20 protein-coding genes are annotated in these 18,315 nt (G+C 64.9%); 10 read left to right on the forward strand and 10 right to left on the reverse strand.

What is annotated here, in order from left to right:
* The first annotated feature begins 127 nt into the window (after positions 1 to 127).
* Positions 128 to 1,690: an MFS transporter gene (locus ACFC0O_RS00700; protein WP_375955853.1), complete on the forward strand. Its 1,563-nt coding sequence runs from the start codon at positions 128 to 130 to the stop codon at positions 1,688 to 1,690.
* 23 nt (positions 1,691 to 1,713) lie between these two features.
* On the opposite strand, the gene ACFC0O_RS00705 is transcribed toward ACFC0O_RS00700, so the two are convergent.
* Complete coding sequence (locus tag ACFC0O_RS00705) at positions 1,714 to 2,286, reverse strand: TetR/AcrR family transcriptional regulator (RefSeq protein ID WP_375952412.1); 573 nt, start codon at positions 2,284 to 2,286, stop codon at positions 1,714 to 1,716.
* A 104-nt stretch (positions 2,287 to 2,390) separates the two neighbouring features.
* On the opposite strand from ACFC0O_RS00705, the gene ACFC0O_RS00710 reads away from it, so the two are divergent.
* The 5 genes from ACFC0O_RS00710 (at position 2,391) to ACFC0O_RS00730 (ending at position 6,812) form a co-directional block, all read left to right on the forward strand.
* Positions 2,391 to 3,599 carry an FAD-dependent monooxygenase gene (locus ACFC0O_RS00710; RefSeq protein WP_375952414.1) on the forward strand — a complete coding sequence of 403 codons (1,209 nt, stop codon included), beginning with the start codon at positions 2,391 to 2,393 and terminating at the stop codon, positions 3,597 to 3,599.
* Positions 3,600 to 3,640: 41 nt separating this feature from the next.
* The gene (locus ACFC0O_RS00715) at positions 3,641 to 4,666 is read left to right on the forward strand and encodes a nucleoside hydrolase (RefSeq protein WP_375955856.1); all 1,026 of its coding nucleotides are present in this window, start codon (positions 3,641 to 3,643) and stop codon (positions 4,664 to 4,666) included.
* On the forward strand, positions 4,663 to 5,538 hold the full coding sequence (locus ACFC0O_RS00720; RefSeq protein ID WP_375952417.1) for an amidohydrolase family protein: 876 nt from the start codon (positions 4,663 to 4,665) through the stop codon (positions 5,536 to 5,538). The genes ACFC0O_RS00715 and ACFC0O_RS00720 overlap by 4 nt, the downstream gene beginning before the upstream one ends.
* Before the next feature lie 60 nt (positions 5,539 to 5,598).
* Positions 5,599 to 6,051, forward strand: a complete 453-nt coding sequence (locus ACFC0O_RS00725) for a nuclear transport factor 2 family protein (protein ID WP_375952419.1) — start codon at positions 5,599 to 5,601, stop codon at positions 6,049 to 6,051.
* A gap of 113 nt (positions 6,052 to 6,164) precedes the next feature.
* The gene (locus tag ACFC0O_RS00730) at positions 6,165 to 6,812 is read left to right on the forward strand and encodes a response regulator (RefSeq protein WP_375955859.1); all 648 of its coding nucleotides are present in this window, start codon (positions 6,165 to 6,167) and stop codon (positions 6,810 to 6,812) included.
* Between the two features lie 8 nt (positions 6,813 to 6,820).
* Here the strand turns inward: ACFC0O_RS00730 and ACFC0O_RS00735 are convergent, their stop codons facing one another.
* A complete protein-coding gene (locus ACFC0O_RS00735) occupies positions 6,821 to 8,302 on the reverse strand; it encodes an MFS transporter (RefSeq protein ID WP_375952422.1) in 1,482 nt (493 codons plus the stop codon).
* Positions 8,303 to 8,548: 246 nt separating this feature from the next.
* Here ACFC0O_RS00735 and ACFC0O_RS00740 point away from each other — a divergent pair, with 246 nt between their 5' ends.
* Entirely contained in the window at positions 8,549 to 8,947 is a 399-nt protein-coding gene (locus tag ACFC0O_RS00740; RefSeq protein ID WP_375952425.1) for a hypothetical protein, read from the forward strand.
* Between the two features lie 9 nt (positions 8,948 to 8,956).
* On the opposite strand, the gene ACFC0O_RS00745 is transcribed toward ACFC0O_RS00740, so the two are convergent.
* A complete protein-coding gene (locus ACFC0O_RS00745; protein WP_375952428.1) occupies positions 8,957 to 10,129 on the reverse strand; it encodes an SMI1/KNR4 family protein in 1,173 nt (390 codons plus the stop codon).
* 254 nt (positions 10,130 to 10,383) lie between these two features.
* Here ACFC0O_RS00745 and ACFC0O_RS00750 point away from each other — a divergent pair, with 254 nt between their 5' ends.
* Complete coding sequence (locus tag ACFC0O_RS00750; RefSeq protein WP_364634950.1) at positions 10,384 to 10,896, forward strand: hypothetical protein; 513 nt, start codon at positions 10,384 to 10,386, stop codon at positions 10,894 to 10,896.
* Here the strand turns inward: ACFC0O_RS00750 and ACFC0O_RS00755 are convergent.
* The 5 genes from ACFC0O_RS00755 to ACFC0O_RS00775 all read right to left on the reverse strand — a co-directional run bounded on the left by ACFC0O_RS00755 (position 10,861) and on the right by ACFC0O_RS00775 (position 14,449).
* Positions 10,861 to 11,940 (reverse strand): methyltransferase, encoded by a 1,080-nt coding sequence (locus tag ACFC0O_RS00755; protein ID WP_375952432.1) that lies wholly within the window; start codon positions 11,938 to 11,940, stop codon positions 10,861 to 10,863. The two genes, ACFC0O_RS00750 and ACFC0O_RS00755, sit on opposite strands and share 36 nt — an antisense overlap.
* Positions 11,941 to 12,201: 261 nt before the next feature.
* Positions 12,202 to 12,732, reverse strand: coding sequence for an HAD domain-containing protein (locus ACFC0O_RS00760; RefSeq protein ID WP_375952434.1), 531 nt, complete (start codon positions 12,730 to 12,732; stop codon positions 12,202 to 12,204).
* A gap of 55 nt (positions 12,733 to 12,787) precedes the next feature.
* Positions 12,788 to 13,630 (reverse strand): helix-turn-helix domain-containing protein, encoded by an 843-nt coding sequence (locus ACFC0O_RS00765; RefSeq protein ID WP_375952437.1) that lies wholly within the window; start codon positions 13,628 to 13,630, stop codon positions 12,788 to 12,790.
* Positions 13,627 to 14,142 carry a DUF6879 family protein gene (locus tag ACFC0O_RS00770; RefSeq protein WP_375952440.1) on the reverse strand — a complete coding sequence of 172 codons (516 nt, stop codon included), beginning with the start codon at positions 14,140 to 14,142 and terminating at the stop codon, positions 13,627 to 13,629. Before ACFC0O_RS00770 ends, ACFC0O_RS00765 begins: the two co-directional genes overlap by 4 nt.
* A complete protein-coding gene (locus ACFC0O_RS00775) occupies positions 14,123 to 14,449 on the reverse strand; it encodes a hypothetical protein (protein WP_375952443.1) in 327 nt (108 codons plus the stop codon). The genes ACFC0O_RS00770 and ACFC0O_RS00775 overlap by 20 nt, the downstream gene beginning before the upstream one ends.
* Positions 14,450 to 14,653: 204 nt before the next feature.
* On the opposite strand from ACFC0O_RS00775, the gene ACFC0O_RS00780 reads away from it, so the two are divergent.
* Complete coding sequence (locus ACFC0O_RS00780; RefSeq protein WP_375952446.1) at positions 14,654 to 15,190, forward strand: hypothetical protein; 537 nt, start codon at positions 14,654 to 14,656, stop codon at positions 15,188 to 15,190.
* Here the strand turns inward: ACFC0O_RS00780 and ACFC0O_RS00785 are convergent.
* Positions 15,184 to 15,615 carry a VOC family protein gene (locus tag ACFC0O_RS00785; protein ID WP_375952449.1) on the reverse strand — a complete coding sequence of 144 codons (432 nt, stop codon included), beginning with the start codon at positions 15,613 to 15,615 and terminating at the stop codon, positions 15,184 to 15,186. The genes ACFC0O_RS00780 and ACFC0O_RS00785 overlap by 7 nt on opposite strands.
* Before the next feature lie 104 nt (positions 15,616 to 15,719).
* Here ACFC0O_RS00785 and ACFC0O_RS00790 point away from each other — a divergent pair, with 104 nt between their 5' ends.
* Positions 15,720 to 16,706, forward strand: a complete 987-nt coding sequence (locus ACFC0O_RS00790; RefSeq protein ID WP_375952452.1) for a helix-turn-helix transcriptional regulator — start codon at positions 15,720 to 15,722, stop codon at positions 16,704 to 16,706.
* A gap of 27 nt (positions 16,707 to 16,733) precedes the next feature.
* On the opposite strand, the gene ACFC0O_RS00795 is transcribed toward ACFC0O_RS00790, so the two are convergent.
* Complete coding sequence (locus ACFC0O_RS00795) at positions 16,734 to 18,266, reverse strand: HEAT repeat domain-containing protein (RefSeq protein ID WP_375952455.1); 1,533 nt, start codon at positions 18,264 to 18,266, stop codon at positions 16,734 to 16,736.
* Positions 18,267 to 18,315 lie beyond the last annotated feature (49 nt).

The raw sequence follows: 18,315 nt of genomic DNA on the forward strand, positions 1-18,315 counted from the left end.
TGCACGCACACCCGCAAACACATCGGCGAATAGTGCGAATTCCCTTCGTACATATCGTTTTTGTGTCGTTAATAAGTGAGATGCTGGGACCGACATCGATATTGTCGGCAGTTGTGCCGGCGTGCGGATGGAGGACGTCATCGTGGACACACCAGGTCCCTTGCTGAGCACTACGGCAGCAGCTCGTTACGGCAGAGTGGGACGCCGGGAATGGGCGGGACTTGCGGTACTGGCACTGGCCTGTCTGGTGTACTCGATGGACCTGACCGTACTGCATTTAGCGGTGCCCCAGATCAGCATGGAGCTGAGACCTACCAGCTCCCAATTGCTCTGGATCATCGACGTTTACGGCTTCTTCGTGGCCGGGCTGCTGCTCACCATGGGCACCATCGGGGATCGGATCGGCCGGCGCCGACTACTCATGGCCGGGGCGGCGGCCTTCGCCGCGGTGTCCATCATCGCGGCGTTCGCCCCCTCGGCCCCGGTGCTCATCGGCTGTCGCGCCGTGCTCGGCATAGCCGGGGCGACGCTGGCACCGTCCACACTCTCCTTGATTTTCACCATGTTTCCCGATCCCGGTCAGCGTTCGGTGGCCGTCGGGGTCTGGGTCGGGTCGTATTCGGTCGGCGGGTCCATCGGGCCGCTGGCGGGCGGGTTGATGCTGGAGCATTTCTGGTGGGGTTCGGTATTCCTGCTCGCGGTGCCGGTCATGGTGTTGCTGCTGATTCTCGCGCCCCGGGTGCTGCCCGAGTTCCGGGATCCCAACGCGGGCAAGATCGATCTGCTCAGCGCGCTGATGTGCACCAGTGCGGTGCTGCTGGTGGTCTTCGGCATGAAGAAGATCGCGCAGGACGGTCCGGTGCCGATCGCGGTGGGCGCCTTGGCCGCCGGGCTCACCGTCGGCGGGATCTTCGTCCGCCGTCAGCTCACTGCCGCCGAGCCCATGCTGGATCTGCGGCTGTTCCGGCTGGCCAGTTTCCGCACCGCGCTGACGATCAATATGGTCGCCATCTTCGCCGCGTTCGGGTATTTCCTGTTCGTCGGGCAGTATTTCCAGCTGGTGCTGGGCATGTCACCGTTGCGCGCCGGAATCGCCACCATCCCAGCGGGTTTGGGGTTCATGATCGGCTCGCAGCTCGGGCCGCGGCTGAGCCGGGTGGTGCGGCCCGCCTACATGATCGGGGTGGGCATGACCATGGCGGCGGCCGGGCTGCTGCTGTTGACGCGCATCACCGAACAGGGCGGGGTGGGGCTGACCATCACCGCCTCGCTGCTCGTATCGTTCGGGCTCGCACCGGTATTCGGCATCACCACCGAATTGATCGTCGGCACCGCACCGCCGGAACAGGCCGGCGCGGCCTCCGGATTGGCCGAGACCGGCGCGGAATTCGGCGGGGCGCTGGGCATCTCGATGCTGGGCAGTCTTAGTATCGCCATCTACCGGGGTGAGCTGGCCGATACGCTCCCCTACGGATTGCGTGATGCCGATGTACACAGTGCGCGCGATACGCTCGGCGCGGCCATGGAGGTGGCGAACGCGCTACCCGGCAAACTCGGTGCGGCCGTGGCGGAGGCGGCCAAGCACGCATTCCTCATCGGCATGCACCTGACCTCCGCCATCGCGGCCGGAGTGGCATTACTGCTGGCGGTGATGGCCATGATCCGGTTGCGGCACATTCACACGAGCTGAGGACCGCATCCGCGCGGCACCGGTCAGCGTCCGCGCATGGCCTCGACGGCGGTCGATAGATCGTCACCGTCGAGCAGGTCCGCGCCGGGCGCGATCATCCACTGCATGGCCATGCCCTGGAACAGTACGAAGAGCGTCTTCGCCACGGCGTGCGCCTGCGCGTCGGTGAGGTCGGGATGCGCCTCGCGCACTCCCTGGGCGATATCGGCGTGGGCCTTGCCGGTCGCATCGGCCATATAGACCTGCATTTCCGGATCGCGGGCGATCTGGATGCCGTTCTCCAGGCTCAGTTGCAGATTGTCGCGGTTGCGCTGGATGACATCGACCAGGCCGTTCCAGGTGGGTCCGAGCGCGTCCCACAGTGACAGCCCCTGCCCCGCGTCCTTGATGGCGGAATCGATCTCATCGCCGAGTTCGGTGCCGACGCCCTCGGTGAGCGCCTGCATGACCAGGCGGTCCTTGGAGCCGAAGTGGTAGCCGATGGCGGCCAGGCTGACCCCGGCGGCGGCGGCGATATCGCGGGCGGTCACCTTGGCCATACCCCGCTCGAGGATGGCCTTACGAGCCCCCATCAGTAGATCTTCTCGGTTTCCCATAACCCCACCGTACCAGCGTTTAAGACATTTGTTCTAGACAAGCGTCTCAGAGTCTGTTAGACATATGTCTTAGACGGACGTACTTCACCACACCGGGAGTCACAATGAGCGCCACCACCAACCTCCGCATCCTCATCGCCGGCGGCGGCATCGCGGGCAATGCCGTTGCCCTGCAATTGCTTCGGGCCGGAATCGCGGTCACCATCGTCGAGCGCGCCGCTGCCCCGCGACCGGGCGGCCAAGCCGTCGACCTGCGCGGACCCTCCCGCGAGGTGGCCGAGCGCATGGGCCTGATGGAGGGCATTCGCAAGTACCTGCTGCACGAGAAGGGCATGCGGGTCGTCAACGCCGAGGGCGGCGACGTGTACCGCTGGTCCATGGAGATGTTCGACGGTAAGGGCCCGGTCGCCGATATCGAGATCAGCCGCGGCGATCTCAACGGTGTCCTGCTCACCGAACTCGCCGGTGTCGCGGGCGATCTCGACTATCGCTACGGCGAGTGGATCGAGACCATCGACCAGGACGCGGACGGTGTCACCGTCGGATTCCATTCCGGCGCGAGCGAACGGTACGACCTGGTGATCGGCGCGGACGGCGTGCACTCGCGCACCCGCAAACTGGTCTTCGGCCCCGAGGAGCAGTTCACCACGTTCCTCGGCGGGTACATGTCCTTCTACACCGTCCCCACCCCGGCCGAGGCCGAGCAGGACTGGATGTCCATGCACGTGGTGCCGCGCGCCTCGATCGGCATCCGGCCCGATTTCGATCCGGCGACCGCCAAGGCCATCATCACCCTGCGCACCGACCAGAACCCGGCACTGCGCGGCGATATCACGGCTCAGCGCAAGCTGATTCGCGACATGCTCACCGAGGCGGGCTGGCTGGCGCCGCAGGTGCTGGCCGAGCTGGAGCAGGCGACCGATTTCTACTTCGACGAACTGGTTCGGGTGGATATGCCGACGCTGTCGGCGGGCCGGGTCACGCTGCTGGGCGATTCGGCGTTCTGCGGTTCGCCGATGACCGGTATGGGCACGGCCATGGCCATTGTCGGCGCGTACCTGCTCGCGGGTGAAATCGCCGCCACGCCGGACGATCTCGCCGGTGCGCTGGCTCGGTACGAAGCGCAGGTGACGCCCTTCCTGGACAAGGCGAAGGAGCTGCCCGGCGGCGGTATCAAGATGATGCTGCCGACGTCCAAGTTCGGCCTCAAGGCGATGCAGCAGGTCGGCAAGCTCATGGCGACCAAGGCGTTCCGTCCGGTCATGATGAAGATGCTCGATCAGACCGAGGACTATGTGCTGCCGACCTACTGAGCATGCGGGTCTAGGCTCGAACGGTGCGGCAGAAGATCATCATGGATAACGACACCGGTATCGATGATTCCCTGGGACTGCTCTACCTACTCGCCTCCCCCGAGGCCGAGATCATCGGAATCGCCTCCAGCGCGGGCAATGTGCCCGCGCCCCGGGTGGCGGCCAATAATCTCGCGCTCCTCGACCTGTGCCGGGCGCCCGAGCTGGAAGTCGCGCTCGGCGCGGCGGAACCGCTGGCGATTCCGCTGCGCACCACCGAGGACACGCACGGGCCGCAGGGTGTGGGGTACGCGGAGCTACCGGTGTCCGAACGCAAGCTCTCGGATCGGACCGCGGCGCACATGTGGGTCGATCTGGTGCGGGAGCATCCGGGCGAGGTGGTCGGACTGTGCACCGGTCCGCTGACCAATCTCGCGCTGGCGCTGCGCATCGAGCCCGAACTCCCCCGGCTGTTGCAACGGCTGGTGATCATGGGCGGGGCGTTCAACCATCCCGGCAACACCACGCCCACCAATGAGTGGAATGTGCACGTGGATCCGGAGGCTGCCAAGGAGGTCTTCGACGCCTTCTCGGCCGCGCCCGCGGATCGGCGGCCGATCGTGTGCGCGCTGGATATCACCGAGACCATCGAGATGCGGCCCAAACATCTTGCGCTGCTTGCCGAACGGGCCGGGAGCACCCCGGTGGAGCTGGTGCGTGAGAGCGATCCGCCGGAACAGCGGTCGGCGGCGAGCAATCCGCTGGTGCGGTTCCTGACCGATGCGATCCGGTTCTACTTCGATTTTCACAAGCTCTACGACCAGGGTTATCTGGCGCATATGCATGATCCGTTCGCGGCCGCCGTCGCATTGGACACCGCGCTCGCGGTCACCAAGCCCGCGACCGTCGATGTGGAGCTGGCGGGGACCATCACCCGCGCCACCACCGTCGCGGACTGGGCGGGGATGTGGGAGCGGGAACCCAACGCGGACATCGTGATCGGGACCGATCCGGAGCAGTTCTTCGAACGGCTGATCAGCCGGGTCGGGGATTACGCGCGCACGGTGTACCCGGAGGTGTCCGCGTGAACGATGCGTTCGTGACCGGCTTCCGGGAGCGACTGGGCCTGTCCTCGATCATCGACGTGCATACGCATTTCATGCCCGAACAGGTGCTGCGCAAGGTGTGGGGGTATTTCGACACCGCCGGGCCACTGCTCGGACATCGCGAATGGCCGATCACCTATCGCGATGAGGAGCAGGTCCGGCTCAAGACGTTGCGCGGGTTCGGGGTCAGCGCGTTCACCTCGCTGGTGTATCCGCATCGGCCGGATATGGCGGCCTGGCTCAATGAATGGTCCGCGGATTTCGCCGCGCGGACCCCGGATTGTCTGCACACCGCGACGTTCTACCCCGAACACGGGGCGGACAGCTATGTGGAGGCGGCGCTGGACGCGGGGGCGCGGATTTTCAAGGTGCACGTGCAGGTCGGTCATTTCCATCCCGGTGATCCGCTGCTCAATCAGGTGTGGGGCATGCTGGAGGATTCCGGGACGCCGATCGTCATCCACTGCGGATCCGGGCCCGCCGCCGGAGAATTCACCGGTCCGGAGCCGATTGCCGAACTGCTGCGCCGGTTTCCGCGGCTGCGGCTGGTGATCGCGCATATGGGCGCACCCGAGTACAGCGAATTCCTGGATCTGGCACAGGCTTACGACGAAGTGCTGTTCGACACCACCATGAACTTCACCGACTTCTTCGAAGCGGCCGATCCGTTCCCGGTGCATGAGCGGCCACGACTGCTGGACCTGGGCGATCGCATTCTGTTCGGCAGTGATTTTCCGAATATCCCGTACACGTACGGGCATGCGCTGGACTCACTCGAGCGGCTCGAACTCGGCGAGGATTGGCTGCGGCTCGTGTGCCATGACAATGCCGCACGCGTATTCGGGCTCGACTAGCGAACATTCGACACCGGATTCCAGCGATCCCGACCGACCGGTCGCCTACGCTCGCAAAGTATGAGCACCGCCGCTGACATCAATGCCGTGACCAATCTGATCGCCCGGTACGCCGAGATGATCGATGCCGGAGATTTCGCCGGCGCGGGTGCGTTGTTCGCGGACGGCGTGTTCATCGGCAGCGGGGCGTCGGTGCGCGGCAGTGCGGCCGTCGAGCGGATGTTCGGCGCCATGGTGATTCGCTACGAGGACGGCACCCCGCGCACGCACCATGCCACCAGCAATATCGCCATCGAATTCGACGAGGCGACCGATACCGCGACCGCGCGTTCGTATTTCACCGTCTTCCAGGCTGTTTCGGACTTCCCATTGCAGCCGGTGGTGGCGGGGAACTACCGCGATCGCTTCGAGCGGCAGGACGGGCGGTGGCGATTCGCCGAACGCCAGGTCCGAATCACGCTGACGGGCGACCTCAGCCATCACCTGCGGATGCCTGCCGCCGTGCGGGACTGACGGTCCGGCCGAACAATTCGGGCATTCCGGCTCGATTAAGGGACTTTGGGCCATCCCGGGACACCGTGCGCGAGGCTATGTTGATCGCAGGACCCCGAGAGATGGGACGGGCCATGATCAATGTGTTTCTGGTCGACGATCATGAGATCGTGCGACGCGGACTGATCGATCTGCTCGAGGGGGATCCCGAACTGACCGTCGTCGGCGAAGCGGGTGATGTGGCGCAGGCGCTGGCCCGGATTCCCGCCCTGCGGCCCGATGTCGCGGTGCTCGATGTGCGACTACCCGACGGCAATGGCATCGAACTGTGCCGGGAACTACTGGACAAACTCGATGATCTGCGCTGCCTCATCCTGACCTCGTTCACCGATGAGCAGGCCATGATGGACGCGATTCTGGCCGGGGCCAGCGGCTACGTGGTCAAGGACATCAAGGGAATGGAATTGGCCCGCGCGATAAAGGAAGTCGGCGCGGGGCGCTCACTGCTGGACAATCGCGCGGCCGCCGCGCTGATGGAGCGATTGCGCCGCAGCACCCAACCGGACGGCCCGCTGGCAGGGCTCACCGATCAGGAGCGGCGACTGCTGGACCTGCTGGGCGACGGGCTCACCAATCGGCAGATCGCCGAGCGCATGTTCCTGGCGGAGAAGACCGTGAAGAACTATGTATCGCGACTGCTCGCCAAACTCGGTATGGAGCGCCGCACCCAGGCCGCGGTACTGGCCTCCCGATTGCGATCGGGTGCGCCGCACTCGAAGTGAGGGCTGATTCAGCCCTCGTGCGCGGATTCCTGCGCCGCCTGACCTTCGGCGATATCGGCCGGGGTGAAGCGCATACCCAATACGACCAGGCCGGTGGCGGCCGCGATACCGGCCGAGCAGAGGAAGGCGACGCCGTAACCCATGGCCAGGGCGTGCAATTGGGCATCCGATGCCACTGCGGCCGGATCGGTGGTGCCGCCCTCGGCGCGCACCCGGGTGGCGACTGCCGCGCCGACCGCCACCAAACCCAGTGCGCCGCCGAGACTCTGGGCCACCTGTGCCAGAGCGGTGAGCGGGCCGATATCGGCGGGGCGGACACCGGCGATCGAGGAGAGGGTCAGGGGGATCACCGCGAAACCGAATCCGAAGCCGATGATGACTGCTGCCAGGACGATGACCGGGAAGTACGCGGGGTCGGTGTCCACGATCGTTGAGGCGTAGACGCAGCCGGTGAGGATGACCGCGCCCGCGATGATCACCAGCCAGCGCGGTTGCACGCGCAGCACCAGGCGCGAGGAGAGCGTCGCGCCGACGGCGAGGGATACGGCGAAGGGCAGCACGGCCATTCCGCTTTGCAATGGTGAATAGCGCAGTACGCCTTGCAGGAACATGGAGATGAAGACGGACAGGCACATCATGATCGCGCCGGACAGGCCGATGGCGATGAGTGCGGCGACGCGATTCGGATTGTGGAACAGGCTGAATGGCAGTAGTGGATTGGGTGCGCGGCGTTCGACCATCACGAAGGCGGTGAGCAGGACGACCGCGACGATCGCCGGGATGTACACCAGCGGCCGGGTGACGCCATTGCCCGCCTCGTTCAGGGCGAAGACCGCGAGGGTGACGCCGCCGGTGGCCAGGATCGCGCCGGGGACATCGAGGGCGGTGCGCTCGCCGACCGATTCGCGCAGGCATACCAGTGCGCCCACGGTGACCAGCACACCGATCGGGACATTGATGAGAAAGACCAGCCGCCAGGAGATCTCGGTGAGCACACCGCCCGCGATGAGACCGGCCACCGAACCGACGCCGGTGAGCGCGGCGAAAACCGCGAATGCCTGACTGCGCGCCTTACCCGGTGCGTAGGTGGTGGCGACAAGCGCCATTGACGTCGGAGCGGCGATCGCTGCCGCCATTCCCTGCAATGCTCGCGCGCCCACCAGAACCGCTGGATCCCAGGCGATTCCGCACAGCAGCGAGCTCAGCGTGAACATGGCGACGCCGAAGGTGAACACCCGTTTGCGCCCGAAGGTGTCCCCCAGTCGCCCGCACAACAGCATCAGCCCGCCCAGTGCCAACACGTACGCGGTGACGATCCAACTGCCGCCCGCCTCGGACAAGCCGAGCGCCTGCCGAATATTGGGCAATGCCAGCGCGACGACCGTTCCGTCCAGCACCACCAGCAGTTGTAGCCCGCCGAGCACGAATATGGGTGCGCCCCATACCCGTTCCTGTCCGATGGTCGCGGGCCCGGCCGCGGAGACGATCATGGGAGCCGACCCTACCCAGCGCGGGTCGGCGGCGGCAGTGCCTGCGCGGGGTTCGTCCTGTAGAGGGGGTCGTCGCACAGCCTGCGGCATTCGCCGTACGGCCCGCGAGGGTTCGTCGTCTACCCCGCGGGGTCCTTCGCACAGCCTGTGCGGGTAGCCGAATCCACCCCTGGGGTGCGTAGTTGCCGCGGCGTGCCGGTCGCAGACTCGATGCAACAATCACGTCGAGGGAAAGCGAACCCGATCATGCTGGCAATTGTGCTTCCGGCACTGGTACTGCTGCCGATACTCGTGGTGCTCGCGGTATGGGTGCGGCGGGTGCGCAGCGGCGAATACCGGCGGCTGTGGCGGCCTTTCGAGACCGCGCTGCGGACCGGGGAGCGTCCGGCGGCCATCGCGCCCGCGGACTGGGCGGAATTCGTGGCCGCTCGCCGTACCGGGCATCGGCGCGCGATTTTCATTCTGGGTCCGGCGGTGCTGGTCTACGTGGTCTTCGTGGTCGCGAGCGGTGCGCTGCCCGCCGGGATTCCGCATCTGACCGCGGTGTCCGCCCTGATGTTCTATCTCGGCTACCGCCTGACCCGAATCGAGCGGCTGGCAATCGATTCCGTCGCGCCGGGGCATACCGCACCGCTCGCGGACTGATGATCGGTCTCAGTCGGCGCGGATTCGGGTCTGCCACCACAGGCTGTCGCAGGCTTTGAGCAGATGTTCGCGGACCGTGCCCGCGGCGGTGGTGTGGCCATCGCGCGGACCGGCGACGGTGGAGTCGTCGAGCAGGGAGCGCACGAAGCCGTCACGGGTGTCGACGCCGAACGGGCGGACACCCAGGATTGCGAAGGGCACGGCGGGAATTCGGCCGATTCGCTGCAGGACCGGAGCCTTGGGTTCGGGGTCAGGATGGCCGCCCGCGCGCATGCCGTGCAATAGCATGCGGAACGCCTCATCCTCGGATTCCTGTGCGGCGACGAGTATTTCGCGCCAGCGGCCGCCGTCGAGCAGCTGGCCGGTGGACAGCACTTCGCCGAGGCCCCACGGTGAGGAGATCATGCCGTCGGTGATCGAGAGCAGTTCGCGGTGCTCGGGGTGCAGTGCGCCCGCGACGGCGCTGTCGAGTTCATCCAATTCCGCTTCGGAAGCGCCCATCTCGAGCACGACCGGATGTTCCGGGAAGGCCAGTGCGGACAGTTCGGCGATCTTGGCGACGATATCGGCCATCGAGGGCGGGGCCTTGCGGATATCGCGGCCCCAGGTGTCGGAATGCGGGCCGAGTTCGGCGGAATCGGCGAAGGCGCGCAGCTGGGGTAGTTCATAGGACAGGTACGAGTACAGGTCCGGCCAGATGGTGTCCGAGCCGATGTCGAGCGGAAAGACGCCACCGGCCGGGCCGCCCTGCGTGTCCTGGAGCAGCAGGTACAGATGTGAGGCGTAGCCGTTGTCGTTATCGCCGATGGATTGGCAGACGGCCGGATCGTCCGGGATGCCGAGGTCCGCGGCCAGGACGCCCGAGCTGTTCTCCATGAAGATCTGCAGGGTCTCCTCGGCTGCGAACCAGCGGTCGCCGGTGCCGAGGTCGTCGGTGCCGAGTAGTCCGGAGCCCAGGAAGTATTCGTCCCAGCCATTGGCTACGGTCAGGAATTCGCGGTAGTGCGGATCGAGCGGGTGGCCGAGTCGTTCCTCCGCGGCGCGCAGTTCGGCTGCTGTCGCACCGGGTTTCGGCAGCGTCAATGGCCGGTAGAGGTCGTCGGCCGCGGCTAATCGGCGGCGCTGTTCGATCAGCTGGTCGATCAGTTCTCGCCATGCCTGCTGTCCCACGGGTGTCGCCATGACACTCCCTCCCGCCGACCCGTATCAGTGAGCTATTTCGTAGCTATCGTAATTGGCGGTCGGCGGTCTTGCGCGACGAGCGCGGACCCGGGCGATATGTCCGAGTCTGAGGGTTTGGACTGAATTTGGCCGAGGCCGCCCACCGATGAGTCCATCCGGTTGACTGATCGGTAAGGTCGAGAATCGCGCGATGTCGCCGGTCGCCCGGCTGACACTGTGCGCGACAGATGTTTTCGACGATGAAGGATGAGCAGTTGACGTTTTCGAAGAGTGGACGCATCGCGATCGGCGCACTCGCCCTGGTTTCGGTGCTCGGACTGTCCGCGTGCGGCAGCGGCGACAAGCATGAAGGCAAGCACGCGGCCACCACCACCGCCGCGTCGAAGGCGACCACCGCCGCCGCTCAGACCAACTACCCGCCGGTGCCGACCGCCGATGACCTCAACGCCGCATTCCAGAAGGTCGTCGACCCGAGCACCCCCAATGAGGCCAAGCTCGAACTGATGCAGGGCGTCTCCTCGGACCCGTCCCTCCCGCAGCGCCTGAGCGACGTCTACACCCAGAACAACGTCTCGGTGAAGGTCACCAACGTGACCGACCTCGGCAACGGCACCCTCACCGCCGACGTGCAGCTGGCCCTCAACGGCGGCACCCCGCAGAACGCGGTCGTCCCGTTCATCGCCGAAGACGGCAAGTGGAAGGTCCAGAAGGAATGGATCTGCAACATGCTCTCACTCGGCAACCAAACCTCCCCCGCCTGCAGCTGATTCGGGAGTCGCATCCACCGGCCGGGGTGTCCGTTCGAGATACCCGGTCGGCTGGAATTCCAGCGCGGTACGGCCATCGGCCGCCTGCACCACCGCGCGGCAAGTGAGACCGCAATCGGCGGCCATGCGGGTCAGCTCGTCGATGCTGCGCTCGCGACCGGCGAAGCACATCAGCATGAACAGGTTGATCGCGGTATTCGCGCCTGCGCCGCGGATTGGTTCCAGTACCACGACAGCACCATTCGGTTTGGCTGCGCGAGCGCATTCGGTGAGGATGGCGCGAGCGTGTGTGTCGTCCCAGTCGTGCAGGATGTCGGACAGAATGTAGGCGTCCGCCCCTTCGGGCAACGGTTCGAAGAAGTTGCCCGATATGACCGTGGCACGGTCGGTTAGCCCTGCGGCCGTTAAGGTTTCGACGGCTCTCGCCGCTGTCGGTGCCAAATCCAAGAGCTGCCCCCGCACGCCGGGATGAGCTCGGAGAATTGCCGAGAGCAAGGTTCCGTCACCGCCGCCCACGTCCAGGATGTGGGTGAAGCGACTCCAATCGAAACGTTCGGCGATCTGGCCTGCCAAAGTCCGGAATCGCCATGTCATCTGAGCGTCGAACGATTCCCGTAATGCGGGCTCGGCATCCAGATCCGCCCAAAAGGATCGGCCGTACCGCTGCGGATATGCGGGCGCACCGGTGATGATCGTTCCCAGCAGTTCGACGAACGCCAATTCGGCTCGGCCACCGGCGGTTTTGATATCCAGCAGAATCTTGAACCCCTCGGGAGCATCTGCCCGCATCTGATCGCCGAGACGCGTGGTCCGATAGCGGCCCGACTGCCGATCGAATTCGAAGACGTCGACGGTGACCAGATGGTCGAGCAGCGGTTCGAGGGCGGGTACGAAAGTTCCTGAGCGAGCGGCCAGTTCAGCCACGGTCGCCCCTTCATCACCCGCCAACTCCGCCAGATCGAGTGTCGCGGCGACCCGAACGGCCATCGGGGTGGCGAGATCGGCCAGGGCCATTATCGAAGGCGAATTCTCCGGCGCATTCACCCTCGAACTCTAACCATCTGTAATGCGGGCGGCCTCTTCCGCGATCTGCCCATGACCGCATTGGGGAGAGTGATGGTAGCGAAAAGTTCAGCACCGCAAGGCCGTCGGCGATTGAACTGGTTCAAAATCATCCGCCACACCGCCGGCGTAATCGCCGCCCTCACCCTGTTCATCGCCGGCCTCCTGGCAATGAAGGCAACCCCGGTCCCGTCCCCCACCACAAATCCGCCCGTAGTACAGCTCCCCGCGATCTCGGAACCCCTACTCCCGAAGTGGCTGGAACCCTCCCCCACCTGACCCCTCCGCCATCACCCCCGCACACCACTCTCCGATCACACCGAAATCACACCGCCGCAACCCCACCCGCGCATCCACCCGATACAACAACGCCCGCCCACCATAGTTCCCCGCCACCCACTCCACATCCCGCTCACCGATCTCATCATCAACCCAAATGAACGGTCTCCCCCGAGCCCACTCCACCAATGTCCGCGTCTTCCAATGCAACCCGAACCATTCATCAATCCCGTCCCCAGCGTCCTCCGGCCACTCGACAACCCCCAGCACCCCCAACCCCAGCCGAGGGCTGATGACCTCATTGGCCTCATGCATCCAGGTCGTGGCCCACACCAGATCACAAGGAAGCGCTTCGAGCAGCGGCCCAACGCCCGGATCCAACCGCGCCACAAGCGGATTCCCGAAATCGTCACTCTCCCCAACCGGCCCGCCGAACGGTATCAACGGTCCATCGACATCCAGAAACAACAGCGGCCGAGTCAGATCCTGCGACATACTCGCAGCGTAAGCGAGTCCGATAGGGGAACGTCGGATCGGCCGCTCGCGACTGTCAGACGTTGGATTGTCCCAGCGCATCATGCGCCCGACGGACCAGCTCCTTGGCCGCTTCGCCATGGCTCGCTTGTTCGGCAAGTCTGGCAAATGTCTTCTCGTACAGCGCGATCTCCCGAGGCTGAGTGATCGTCGACTCCGCGGTAATGGTCTCGATCAAGACCGCGGTTTGGTCATAGATCGCGAATTCCGTTGTGCGATAGAAGAACTCCGACGTCAGTGGCACGATCCCCACAACCACGCTCGGCATGCTCATTATCTCGAGTAAATGCGCCAATTGATCGCGCGCGATCTCCGCGCTGCCCACGGTGGCGTACAGCGCCGATTCACCAATCAGGAAGTAGAACCTGTGGCGACCGTGACGCAGCACAGTCTGTCGTCTCATCCGTGCCGCAACAGCGGTATTGAGGTCCTGGCTGATGTGCAGGAACCTCGCGGCGGCCGACAGGATCGCGCGGGCGTAGTCCTCGGTCTGCAAGAGCCCATGGAACACCTGCGGATCGTAGCTGCGGAGCAGTTCGGTGCGAGATTCCAGACCACCGATCTCACCCTGATGGCGCGCATGTCCCGTGCCGACAATCCGCCGCCATTCCATCCAGGCCGCGTTGACGTTTCGGAGCGTGGCCCGAAGATCCGGATAGGCCAGCTCCGCCCCGGTCAACCTGCACCAGCTCTCCAGGTCGGCTTCTGTGAGCGAGTGGGCACCGCTCTCGATGCGGGAGACCTTCGATGCCGACCAGCCCGCCTGTTCCGCGAGTTGGTAGGCACGCAGGTGCGCCGCGAGCCGGAGGTCACGAAGTCGTGCTCCGAGGTCGCGGCGGGCCTGCCCGACATTGGTCAACGCGCGTAGTCGCCGTGCCGAACAGCCTTGCTCCACAGCTGATCTCGGAGTTCGGCGTAATGACCGGCAATGACCGGATCGGTGCTGGCAACCCAGCCTGGCAATGCGGTCCCGTCTTGCTCGAAGACGGTCCACGCGATGAGGCGCTCATCGAATAGCCACCAGTCATCATCGGGCAGGCCGACCGGAGCCCGATTCCGAGGAAGCCACCGAATGTCATCGCCCACAGCGAGACTCCCCGGCGTAGTTGCGAGTGCGAACCGTATGTAGTCGGTATGCGGCTCGGTCACCACACGAACGCGCTGCACCGAAGTTCCACTACCTGTCACATCCCTCATCAGTGAATACCACTGAGCGGTGAACGCGGGAGCCAGCGGCTTCCCGGCCAGAAAGCCTTCCAGCGCATCAGCTTCCCCCGGGACACCGGTGTAGTCGTCACGAACTTCCAGGTGAAATGCGCGCCCATGATCGTGGAACGCTGTCACCAGGTCATCAAAGCCCATGTGGTACATCACGTCTCCGTTCTCGACCGATCGCCACCTCGATTGCCAAGTCGTGGTCCGGTGGCAATATCGAGCTGAGCGCTTCCGGGTCGGTCACCGGTTCTCCGGTGACGGTGAAGGTACCGCGTCCGCTGTCGTGAAGCAGTGCTCCGAAGCAGGTGCCCGGCTGCACGAACCGGATCAATCGATGAGGGATCTCGATGGTGTCGGGGTGGTCAGTCCGCCAGCCCTGAATGACGTAGGTACCGCGATCGCTCCGGTAGAGGGTGGGTGATTGTCCGTTTACGGAGTCTCCGCCGAGTCGTTCCAGCTTCATGGGAGCTTCCCCCTAGTGTGCCGTGGACTTGCACTGAGACATCCAATCGTCCCTAGTCACAGTGGTACTCGTCAATCATCCATGCAAGAAAATGCAAGATCCTCGCGTTTACGGGGTTCCGATTCGTAGCGTCAAGAGAAGGCGTTCGGATCGGCGCAATCGCCCGCTCCGCACGACCGTACCCGGCAACCGGAGGGAGCAGTCGTGACCGACGAACCACAACAGACGGAATCGACACCGCGGACACGGCTGTTCCGGTTCCCAGGTGGCGTGCTGGAGCTACGGAGTCACAGAGACGGCATACACGACGTCTCGGGGTTCTATCTCGAGCTTCACGAACGCATCGCAGTCGATGGGCACGAGAACAGAGAGGTTGTAATGCTCCATAAGCCAACGTGTTTGGGCTATCTCCGAACTGATGTGTCCGGAGGGGCGCTACTGCGGGATCAGAGCCGAATACGCGAGCTCGCGGCGCGTCTCGGCTACGACTTCGCTGACATGGTGGTCTACGATCCGAAATTCGGTCGACCACCCTTGGCTCGACTGAAGACACAAGCTCGTCGCCTGGACGCGGAGGCGGTGATTGTTCTGAGCCCCAGGCATTTCGAGGGCGGGGAAATACCGGAATCGCTGGTGCGGCAACTCGACGTGATCACCGTTAGCCCGGAAGCAACCTACGCCAGGCAAACGACACCGCCACTGCGGTCAGGATTCGAGCCCCCTGGGACGGAACGTCATTGAATAGACCGTTGCGTTGAGGAGGCAGCGACTCGAGCGAATTTCGCGACGGCTTGTGCGGTGATCGGGGTGAAGAGGTTGATCAGGTTGCCGTCGGGGTCGCGGAGGAGGAGGGAGCGGTTGCCCCAGGGCATTGTGGTGGGTTCGTTGACGAAATCGGTGAGGGTCTCGTGTAGGCGCGTGTAGGCGGCGTCTACGTCGGGGACCAGGAATTCGATGATCGCGGTTCGGTTGTCGGCTGGGTGGGCGCTGTTGGGGGCGAACAATGCGACGGTGCGGGTGGTGCCGAGTGCCAGGGTGCCTGCCGGGGTGACGAATTCGGCGAAGTCCGGGGTGCTCCATGCGGCTTCGGTGCCGGTCAGATGCTGGTAGAAGGCGACCATGCGCTGGATGTCATCGGTGATCAGTCGGATGGAAACGAGGTTCATCGTGTACTCCTCAGCTGGGATATGGGCGGCGGTTGCGCCGTCGAATGCCACGGTAGGGGCTATACCGGACAGTTTCCGCCCGGTATTGGTGAGAGAATTTTCCGATGACGCGTCCTACCGCCCGAGTGCTCGCGCTGCTGGAGCTGTTGCAGACCGGCGGCACCCACACCGTTGGCGAGCTCGCCGGGCGGCTCGCCGTGGATGAACGCACCGTCAGGCGGTACATCTCCCATCTGACCGACCTGGATATCCCCATTCGATCCATACGCGGCCGCTACGGCGGCTACCAGCTCGCGCCCGGGTATCGAATGCCACCGCTGATGCTGACCGATGACGAAGCGGTGGCCGTTCTGCTCGGGCTGCTCACCAGCCGCGGCGGATCAACAGTCGCGCACGCGGTCGACAGCGCCACCGCAAAACTCCGCCGCGTCCTGCCCGCACGCCTGACCACCCGTTTGGAAGCGCTGATCCAAACCGTCGAATTCACCGCCGCCGACCACCCCGAAGTCACCGTGGAGACTGCCGTTCTCCTCCGCGTCGCCGAGGCAACGCGCGAACACCGAACGCTCGCAATCACATACACCGACCGCAACGGGCGGCACAGCGAGCGAACCGTGCATCCTTACGGGCTGGTCGCCCACTCCGACCGCTGGTACCTGACCGGCAGGGACAGTCGCAGCGCTGAGGTGCGCCGGTTCCGGCTCGACCGCATCACCACCGCCACCGCGCTATCCGAAACCTTCACTCCCCCGGAAGAATTCGAGCCGAGCGCCCATCTACTGGCCGCCCTTGCGACAGCGCCCTACCGGCATGAGGTATCGGTCCGCGTTCAGGGCACGGCCGACCAGATCCGCTCGCTCCTTCCGGAAGCGATCGCGACCCTGCATGACATCGACTCATCTCCGGCAGATCCCGAACAATGGGTGCGGGTGCGCATTCAAGCCGAACAACTCGAATGGATTCCCCCGCTCCTGGCCGGCCTGAACCGCCCGTTCGTCATCGAGCACCCCGCCGAACTTAACGACGCTGTGCGCGCGCTGGCAGATCGACTCACCGCAGCCGCCGATGGTCGACCCGAATCAGCTAGGTAGCGAGCCGATTTCAGGGCTGGAGGATCATCAGCGGCTCAGGTTCGCAAGAGCACGTGCTACATGAAGATTGTCGACACCCTGAAGATCGTTCACGGCAGCCGGTCGCACACCTGAGCTGCGGCACGCATCGAGTAGTCGGATGTGCACCGCCCAGGTCAGCAGTGGCGGTTCGGAGAGCAAAGGCAGTAGCGGTTCGACGCGGTCGCCGAGGAGGGTGACCGCCTCGGCGCGGATGTCTTCCCGAAGATCGTTGCGCGCCAACTCGATCAGACGGTCTTCGAGGTCGCCGGGTGGGGTGTGTGCGGCGCAGACGACCAGCGTCTCCTGTCCACGGGTACCGGCCACCTCACCGGAGGCGATCAGATCCCATGTGAGCGTAGCGATCTCGTGCGAACGCGGTACGAATCGGAAGTTGTAGACCGCTGATTGCCGTACCCCCTCATCTGGATCATGAGCCAATGCGAGCAACGAATCCACCTCGTCCCAGCTCGACAACGCCCAGCAGCACAGCGCGCGCACCTGCGGGTCCGGATGGCCGGAGAGAAACGCGGCGAGGCCATGGCGGTCAGGCTCGGGCATGGCATCCCAGCCATTGCCGATGACGCGCCTTCGCATGACAGCCAGTTTCGGCTCCCACGGACCGTCCGGATCGGAGTACAGGGTGATCAGCTCCGACGCCGATGGAATTGGGAACCGCGAACGCGGTGTACCGGATTGCCCAGGCGCGGTGTCGATTTCGGTCGTGGCATCGACGTCGGGCGCGCCGAGCAGGTCCGCGACCGGCGCGAGCCATTCACCGATGTGTGACCGCTCATCCTCGAAGTCGCTGAGCAATCCGGCAGCGGCAGTGCGTGCTTCCATCGCTCGCGCGTCATTGCCTCGGGCCAGCTCGTGTAGCAGCCGCAACGTGGCCCTGCTGCTGTAGTACCGCAGCGAATCGATTGCGGCACAGCAGACTTCGACCGAGCTGTCGCTCGCCGCAACCCGGTGCAACCCAGATTCGGCTGCTACCGGCTCATCCCATCCCAGCTGATAGGCGGCTGTCCGCCGCACCGCCGGGTCGGGGTTCGCCAAAGCGGCGATCTTGAATCGCTGCCAGTGTGGTTCCTCGAACGTGGACCCGATTCCGACCAGCGCGTCCCGGTGCAGCGGATGGCGTGGATCGCTCAGAACCGGTTCGAGCAGATCCGCCTCGCGGCGCGTGGCCTGCCGCAGCACACAGCCGCGAACCAGGTCATCGCCGAGATCCCACCAGTTCCGCATTCCCGGCCCCGCCGGAAAGATGTCCGAGCCCTCCAGCGCCCACAGCGCGGCGCGGCGCACTTCGTCCGGCCGGTCGCGGTCACGCACAATTTCGGTCAGCGGCCCCACCGCACGGGGATCGGCGAGCCGTTGGAGCGCGTAACCGATCTGCTCCCGCTCCGCTTCTCCGACACCACGATCGTTCAGCATTCGAATCAATTCGAACGTCGCCGACCGATCCTGCTCCTCGGTAATCCGATCCAACTCCGCCAGCATCCGCACCGCCACATCCTTGCCGAGGCACTGCGCGGCTTCCACCGAGATTTCTCCGATGGAATCGCTTCCCTGACGCCGACGAAGTCCGGCG

The organism is Nocardia sp. NPDC056100, assembly GCF_042266325.1.
In the GTDB taxonomy this organism is placed as follows: Bacteria; Actinomycetota; Actinomycetes; order Mycobacteriales; family Mycobacteriaceae; genus Nocardia.